8 protein-coding genes are annotated in these 6,761 nt (G+C 59.8%); 4 read left to right on the forward strand and 4 right to left on the reverse strand.

What is annotated here, in order from left to right:
- Positions 1 to 124: 124 nt before the first annotated feature.
- Together HU765_RS24965 and HU765_RS24970 are read right to left on the reverse strand one after the other, a co-directional pair.
- Positions 125 to 802, reverse strand: coding sequence for a DUF3313 domain-containing protein (locus HU765_RS24965; protein WP_186623637.1), 678 nt, complete (start codon positions 800 to 802; stop codon positions 125 to 127).
- A 218-nt stretch (positions 803 to 1,020) separates the two neighbouring features.
- Positions 1,021 to 1,995 (reverse strand): hypothetical protein, encoded by a 975-nt coding sequence (locus HU765_RS24970; RefSeq protein ID WP_186552322.1) that lies wholly within the window; start codon positions 1,993 to 1,995, stop codon positions 1,021 to 1,023.
- A 435-nt stretch (positions 1,996 to 2,430) separates the two neighbouring features.
- On the opposite strand from HU765_RS24970, the gene ccoN reads away from it, so the two are divergent.
- The gene (gene ccoN, locus HU765_RS24975) at positions 2,431 to 3,858 is read left to right on the forward strand and encodes a cytochrome-c oxidase, cbb3-type subunit I (protein WP_186623641.1); all 1,428 of its coding nucleotides are present in this window, start codon (positions 2,431 to 2,433) and stop codon (positions 3,856 to 3,858) included.
- Between the two features lie 14 nt (positions 3,859 to 3,872).
- Positions 3,873 to 4,094: a cbb3-type cytochrome c oxidase subunit 3 gene (locus HU765_RS24980; protein WP_186623643.1), complete on the forward strand. Its 222-nt coding sequence runs from the start codon at positions 3,873 to 3,875 to the stop codon at positions 4,092 to 4,094.
- Positions 4,095 to 4,225: 131 nt separating this feature from the next.
- Here HU765_RS24980 and HU765_RS24985 read toward each other — a convergent pair whose 3' ends face one another.
- Positions 4,226 to 4,717 carry a hypothetical protein gene (locus HU765_RS24985; protein ID WP_186623645.1) on the reverse strand — a complete coding sequence of 164 codons (492 nt, stop codon included), beginning with the start codon at positions 4,715 to 4,717 and terminating at the stop codon, positions 4,226 to 4,228.
- A gap of 135 nt (positions 4,718 to 4,852) precedes the next feature.
- Here HU765_RS24985 and HU765_RS24990 point away from each other — a divergent pair, with 135 nt between their 5' ends.
- The gene (locus HU765_RS24990) at positions 4,853 to 5,545 is read left to right on the forward strand and encodes an aspartate/glutamate racemase family protein (RefSeq protein WP_186623647.1); all 693 of its coding nucleotides are present in this window, start codon (positions 4,853 to 4,855) and stop codon (positions 5,543 to 5,545) included.
- Between the two features lies 1 nt (position 5,546).
- Here the strand turns inward: HU765_RS24990 and HU765_RS24995 are convergent, their stop codons facing one another.
- Positions 5,547 to 6,065 carry a GNAT family N-acetyltransferase gene (locus tag HU765_RS24995; RefSeq protein WP_186623649.1) on the reverse strand — a complete coding sequence of 173 codons (519 nt, stop codon included), beginning with the start codon at positions 6,063 to 6,065 and terminating at the stop codon, positions 5,547 to 5,549.
- A gap of 424 nt (positions 6,066 to 6,489) precedes the next feature.
- Between HU765_RS24995 and HU765_RS25000 the strand changes: the two genes are divergently transcribed.
- Positions 6,490 to 6,761, forward strand: a 272-nt coding sequence (locus HU765_RS25000; protein ID WP_186623651.1) for a hypothetical protein, incomplete at its 3' end; no start/stop codon positions are given.

Genomic DNA, 6,761 nt, shown 5'->3' on the forward strand with positions numbered 1-6,761 from the left:
GTTTGTCGGGCAGTAAATCGGCGCCCGTCAAGCCGCTTTCCCGAGCAGGCTCCCACACTTGAGTTCACTTATGACTTGAAGTGGGAGCGAGCCTGCTCGCGAAGAGGCCGTCAGCCTCGACGCATTACTTGGCTTCAGCCTTGAGCTTCAGCCAGGTCTGATGCATATCCGACGCCCAGCCATCGATCACTGCTTTGACGTCAGTCGCTTTCATCACCTGCGATGAGTTTTCCAGTGGCTGACCGGTGCCCTTGCGCACCACCTGCGCCACCACCTTGTTACTGGCGCCATCCATGAACACCGCCTCGGTGGCCAGGGTGGTTTCCTGATCGCGGATACCGGTAGCGGTGCTCACCGCGGCGGCCACCAACGCAATCGGAATCACCTCATATACGTGCAGGCCTTCGGTCTTGCTGCTGACGGCGGTAATCGCCGGGCGCACAACAATTACGCCAGGGCCGGGGCCGGTGGCCAGTGGCAGCGATTTGCTCAGCTCACGCTTGAGCGCCTGATCGTAATAACTGGTGATGCCATTGAGGGTTTGCTGCGGAATCTTTTCGGTCGCTTGCGGCTTGGGGTAGAGCTGGCTGGGTTCGACGTAGACACTGGAGAATTTGTTGATGTCCAGTTTCGGGTCCATCCAGCGCATCACCTCGGCACCGGACGGTGACTTGGTCTCTTTCAGTTGGCTGTAGTCCTTGAGAAATCCGGAGTACTGGTCGGGAGCGACGGTTTTGCTCGAACAACCCACCACGCCGAGGGTGGCAATGCACAGCGTGCCCACCATTACTGCTAGCTTCATGCTGTAACTCCTGTCAGAAGGCCCAAACTTTTATAGAGGGGGAGCTACAGGTATAGCTAAAAGCGCGGCAATTGCGATTACAAATCACGAAGTTCACGCAACGCTGCGTACGCGTTCACAGCGCTCATTTGATAGACGTGACCAGCTGTAGACGGGCCCCTCACCCCACCCTCACCCTCGGGAGAGCGTCAGAGTGAGGGGCTTTTAATGTCATCGCCCTACCAGGCAGACGTCTCGCCACTGCGCAACGCGATCTCTCGCCGGCTATTGATACGCATCGCCTTGATCAGCGACACCGTGCCCACCAGCAAAATCGCCGCACCGAACAGAAAATCAATGTTGTACAGACGGAAATCCTGCACCGGCCCGATGAGCAGCACCCGCACCAGCGCAACCCCGACCAGTGTCGCCAGAAAGTCGATCCCCGGCACGTCACGATAGAACACCAGCATCAGCGGCAGGCACAGCACCAGCAGCAGCAACAACACCACGGCCTTGAACGCGCCCTTGCGCTCGACGCTGAAGGCGCATTCATGCGCTGCGTAAGGTTTGTAATCGTCGTCGCGGATCATCGTGTTGGGTTCGTTGATGTACTCGACGCGGTTGTACTTCTGGATCGGCGTGAAGGTGTTGGACATCTCCATCAGCGTGGTGATGTTCTTGAAGCGCAGGTCGACGCGTTCGCTGCCCTTGAGGTAATACAGCACCGGTTTGTAGCCGTAGCGATAGGTGTCGAAGGGAAACCCGGTGACCTGCCCGCGCACACCGATCGGTCGCGGTTCAAGCTCGGCGAACGCACTTTTGTTGGTCGATGAGAGATTGCGACTCAGCGGCTGAACCTTGACCTGCTCGAGGAAAATCGGCGTGGCGCCGTAAGACCACTGCAGCGGTTCCAGACGCAGGCGCAATTCGTTGCGGCTCAGGTCATAACGGTTGAAGGTGCGCTCCGAAACCACCACAGAGCCGCTGAGCATGAACTCACCGCGCAGGTTGTTGGTGATACGCAAGGTCAACTGGTCCTTGCCCAGCAACGCCGCTTCCGTGGTCGGCGGTGTGCCGCACCACGCGGTGCTTTCACCGACACCGCCAAGCTGGCCGTCGCGATTTTCCTTGAAAACGTAAAAGTAACTGGCCCACAGCGTCACCATCAGCAGCAACGCTGTGAGACCGAGGATTTTTTTGCCCGGACTCACTGATCAGACTCCCTTCTTCGATTCCCTCGTCCAGCCGAAAACCCGCTGGCGACGGCGACTCTACCAAAAGGCCACCATCGACCCAAGGGGAAATGCCGGGTTGGGCCGGGTTCTAAGGGTTTCCCCGGTATGTGCCTTCTCTCCCTGTAGGAGTGAGCCTGCTCGCGATAGCGGTCTGTCAGCTAGAAATGAGGCGACTGACCCTCCGCTATCGCGAGCAGGCTCACTCCTACAGGGACCGGGGCATGGAACAGAAGCATCGAATAGGCAAGGCACCCGATCAAAAGCGGCAAACCCGCCGCAGATCGCCTCGGAATCTGATCTGCTCAAATCATTATTTCCTGAGCCTGTTTTGTTGGCACCGCGGTTCCTACAGTGCACCCCAAGCCAGACCAGGAGGCCTGGCAAGACTTGGCAACCGTGGATGAACTGACCATGAGCACAGCAACAATCGGGCAGGCCTACAACTACAAGGTCGTCCGCCAATTCGTCATTGCAACCGTTTTCTGGGGTGTGGTGGGCATGGCGATGGGCGTGTGGATCGCCTCGCAACTGGTGTGGCCGGAAATGAACCTGGATCTGCCGTGGACCACTTTCGGTCGTTTACGCCCGCTGCACACCAGCCTGGTGATTTTCGGTTTTGCCGGCAGCGCGCAGTTCGCCGCCAGTTATTACGCGGTGCAGCGTACCTGTCAGGTGCGGCTGTTCTCCGACAGCCTCGCCGCGTTCACCTTCTGGGGCTGGCAATCGGTGATTGTGGTCATGCTCATCACCCTGCCGCTGGGCTACACCACCACCAAGGAGTACGCCGAGATCGAGTTCTCCGGCGCGGTGTGGATGGCCGTGGTCTGGGTCGCCTACGCCGTGGTGTTTTTCACCACGGTGGTGCGGCGCAAAACCAGGCACATCTACGTCGGCAACTGGTTTTTCGGCGCGTTCATTCTGGTGATTGCCATGTTGCATGTGGTCAATCACCTGTCGATTCCGGTGGATTGGTTCAAGTCATATCCGGTGTATTCCGGGGCCACGGACGCCATGGTGCAATGGTGGTACGGGCACAACGCCGTGGGCTTTTTCCTGACCACGGGGTTTCTCGGGATGATGTATTACTTCGTGCCGAAACAGGTCAACCGGCCGGTGTATTCGTACCGGTTATCGATCGTGCATTTCTGGGCGCTGATCACGTTGTACATCTGGGCCGGCCCGCACCATTTGCACTACACCGCCCTGCCCGACTGGGCGCAGTCGCTGGGCATGGCCATGTCGCTGATCCTGCTGGCGCCGAGCTGGGGCGGGATGATCAACGGCATGATGACGCTGTCCGGCGCCTGGCATAAGTTGCGCACCGATCCGATTTTGCGCTTTTTGGTGTTGTCGCTGGCGTTCTACGGGATGTCGACGTTCGAAGGGCCGATGATGGCGATCAAAACGGTCAACGCCCTCTCCCACTACACCGACTGGACCATTGGCCACGTTCACGCCGGGGCCTTGGGCTGGGTGGCAATGATCACGTTCGGTGCGACTTATCACATGGTGCCGAAAGTGTTCGGCCGTGAGCAGATGTACAGCACGCCGCTGATCAACCTGCACTTCTGGCTGGCGACCATCGGCACCGTGTTGTACATCGCCTCGATGTGGGTCAACGGCATCACGCAAGGCCTGATGTGGCGAGCAGTCAACGAGGACGGCACGCTGACCTATTCGTTTGTCGAAGCGCTGCAGGCCAGTCACCCGGGCTTCGTCGTGCGCTTTGCCGGTGGCGTGTTTTTCCTGACCGGCATGTTGCTGATGGCCTACAACGTCTGGCGCACGGTGCGCGTGGCGGACGTCGCCGTGGCGCAGCGTGAAGCGCAGATTGCCTGAGACGGGAGTCGGTCATGGTTGAGGTTGTGTTCGATGTGCTGGGCGTGGTGTTCTTGTGGCTGGCGGTGGAGTACTGCCTGCGTCGCGAAACCGCGGACAGTCTGGATGAAGCGAGCATGGTGCCCTTTGCCGATGACCCGGAGGTGGCGCGGCGGGTGGAACTGGCGACGGGAAAAACCGTGAACGCGGTGGCGCCGGAAGAAGCCAGACCGGGCTGGATCGACCTCGATATGTAACCTGTCGCAGAACCCTTGTGGGAGCGGGCTTGCTCGCGAAGGCGGTGGTTCAGTCACCGAAGATGTTGGATGAAACACCGCTTTCGCGAGCAAGCCCGCTCCCGCAGGGGAATGGAGTCAGTCCGTGAGGACTATGCGCGGTCTCTAGGGATCAGGCTTTGCAGTTGCTGAGCGAGGAAGTTCGCGTCAAACACAAACGTATCCGGATCCTTGAGCCCATTGGTCTTGCGCCACTGCCATCCGCCATCCGCCAGGCCCACCAGCGAGATACTGCCGTAGCGCGCCGCCGTCAGCCCCATCACCGCCAGCGAAATCTGCCCGCCGCTGCCCATCACATCCGGCACGAACTCCACCGCTTTGCCGGCAATCACGATGCTCAGCTTTTCAGTTTTAAAGGTCGATGTTTCCACCGGAGCGCTCGGCCCGAACGCCACATAGGCTTCACGAGTCACCTCGAGCAGATGCGGTGCCTGCACAGGCTCCAGCCATTGCTGAATATCGCCGAACAACGCGTCGATGCGCGTGGTCCATGTCGCCGATTGCGTCTCGAACAGTTGCTTCTTGTGCGCTTCGCTCTCGGCATAGTGGCGAAGCATTTCGCCCAGTTGCTGTACGTCGTTCATTGCGGTGTTCCCTGAAGAGTACTGCGGACACCCAGCATGGCAGATGCGCGAGACCGGCATCGGTAATTTTTCGCTGGATCGCGACACCCTATACAAAGGACACTCACCTCCCTGATCAACCCTGAGGAGCACAGCATGCGCACCATCGGCCTTATCGGCGGCATGAGCTGGGAGTCCAGCGCCGAGTATTATCGCCTGATCAACCAGCAGGTCCGTAATCGTCTCGGGCCGTTGCGCTCGGCGCAATTGCTGATGCACAGCGTCGACTTCGGCCCGGTGGAACAGGCCCAGCACGCCGGGCGCTGGGACGACGCTGCAGCGATCCTGGTCGATGCTGCGCGCAGTCTCGAAGCTGGCGGCGCCGAATGCGTGGTGCTGTGTACCAACACCATGCACAAGGTCGCCGAGCAGATTCAGGCGGCGATCAGTATTCCGTTTTTGCACATTGCCGAACCGGCGGCCCAGGCTGCGCTGGAGATTGAAGCGCATACGGTCGGCTTACTCGGCACCGCGTTCACCATGGAGCAAGACTTCCTCAAACAACGCCTGATCGCCCAGGGTTTGACGGTATTGGTGCCGGCAGAAGCCGAGCGCAAGGACGTGCACCGAATCATTTACGACGAACTTTGCGTCGGAGTGATCAGCGATCAGTCGCGGCAAATCTATCAGCGGGTGATCGAATCCCTGACCGCCCGCGGTGCCCAAGCGATCATTCTCGGCTGCACGGAAATCGGCCTGCTGATCAAACCCGAACACAGCGCCGTGCCTCTGCTCGACACCACCGAACTGCATGCGCAGTCGGCGGTGGCGTTCGCCCTGGGCGACTGAGTCAGGCCTTCGACGAACCGCGCAGACGGGCCATGCTCAGGGTGTCGACCCACTGCCCGTCGCGCACCGCGTAATCGCGAAACAGGCCTTCGGTCTCAAAGCCGAACTTGCGATAAAGTCCGATAGCCGCCTCGTTATCGGCATACACCGTGAGTTCGACGCGGTGCAGATTCATCCAGTTGTCGGCGACATCCAGCGCCGCCGCCAACAGCTTCGAACCCACGCCTTTGCCCTGCCACGCCACGGCGACGGCCATGCCCAAACTACCGGCATGCGCCCGGCGCATCCGCGAGTGCGCTTCCAGCCCCAGATTACCAATCACCACGCCCTGATGCAGAGCGACCAATTTCACAGCGCGTTCATTGTCCGTCAGCAGCCGTTGACGCCAGATTTCGGTGGACTGGAACGGCATCTGCAACACCTGCCGCGCCACGGCGGGGTCGTTGTATAGCGCGGTAATACCCTCGAGATGGGATTCGTTGAAGCGATCGAGGTGGATGACGGGGTTCGGGTCTGGCATGAGGATCTGTCCGTGATCGAGGTGTGGCCGTTCACTCTAAACTGGAGGTATTGAGTCTGGCGAGATTAAAAATGTGGGTTCTACTGAACCCACATCCAATCCACGAACCGGGTACTGGATAATCCGGAGTTGCCGGGGTGATGTCGGCCGGCTGAATCAGGCGGTGGCCGTGCCGGCCTCTTCGCGAGCAGGCTCGCTCCCACATTTGGTCCTTGGCGTACCCAAAACCTGTGGCCACTTAAGATCCCTGTGGGAGCGAGCCTGCTCGCGAAGGGGCCGGCACTGACTCCGTGTTTCTTACAAGCACCACTCGAACCCGCACCGCCCGTCGGACTCAAGCCCGCACCTGTCAGATCTGACAGGTGCGCAAGCCCTCCAATACGCGTTAACTCACTCCGTCGCCTTTACCCACGGAGTCAGCGCCATGTCCAGCCCCAGCAAGCCCCTCGTCCTCGCGGAACTCGAGATCCCTGGTCGCACCGGCCCGGTAGCGGAAACTCCGGTGAAAATCTGGGGGATCAATATCGCGGCCGCGCTGGGCAATTTTCCACTCAATGGTCTGCTGTGCCAGGCGGGTCCGTGGGGGAACATGGCGGTTGGCGACAAGTTGACCATCTTCTGGGGCACCGGGCAAAACGTGTGGGTTGAAACCGTCGACCAGACCGAAGTCAAAACGCAACTGAGTATGTTCGTGCC

Origin of the sequence: Pseudomonas sp. SWRI81 (genome assembly GCF_014268545.1) — a bacterium.
GTDB lineage: Bacteria > Pseudomonadota > Gammaproteobacteria > Pseudomonadales > Pseudomonadaceae > Aquipseudomonas > Aquipseudomonas hamedanensis.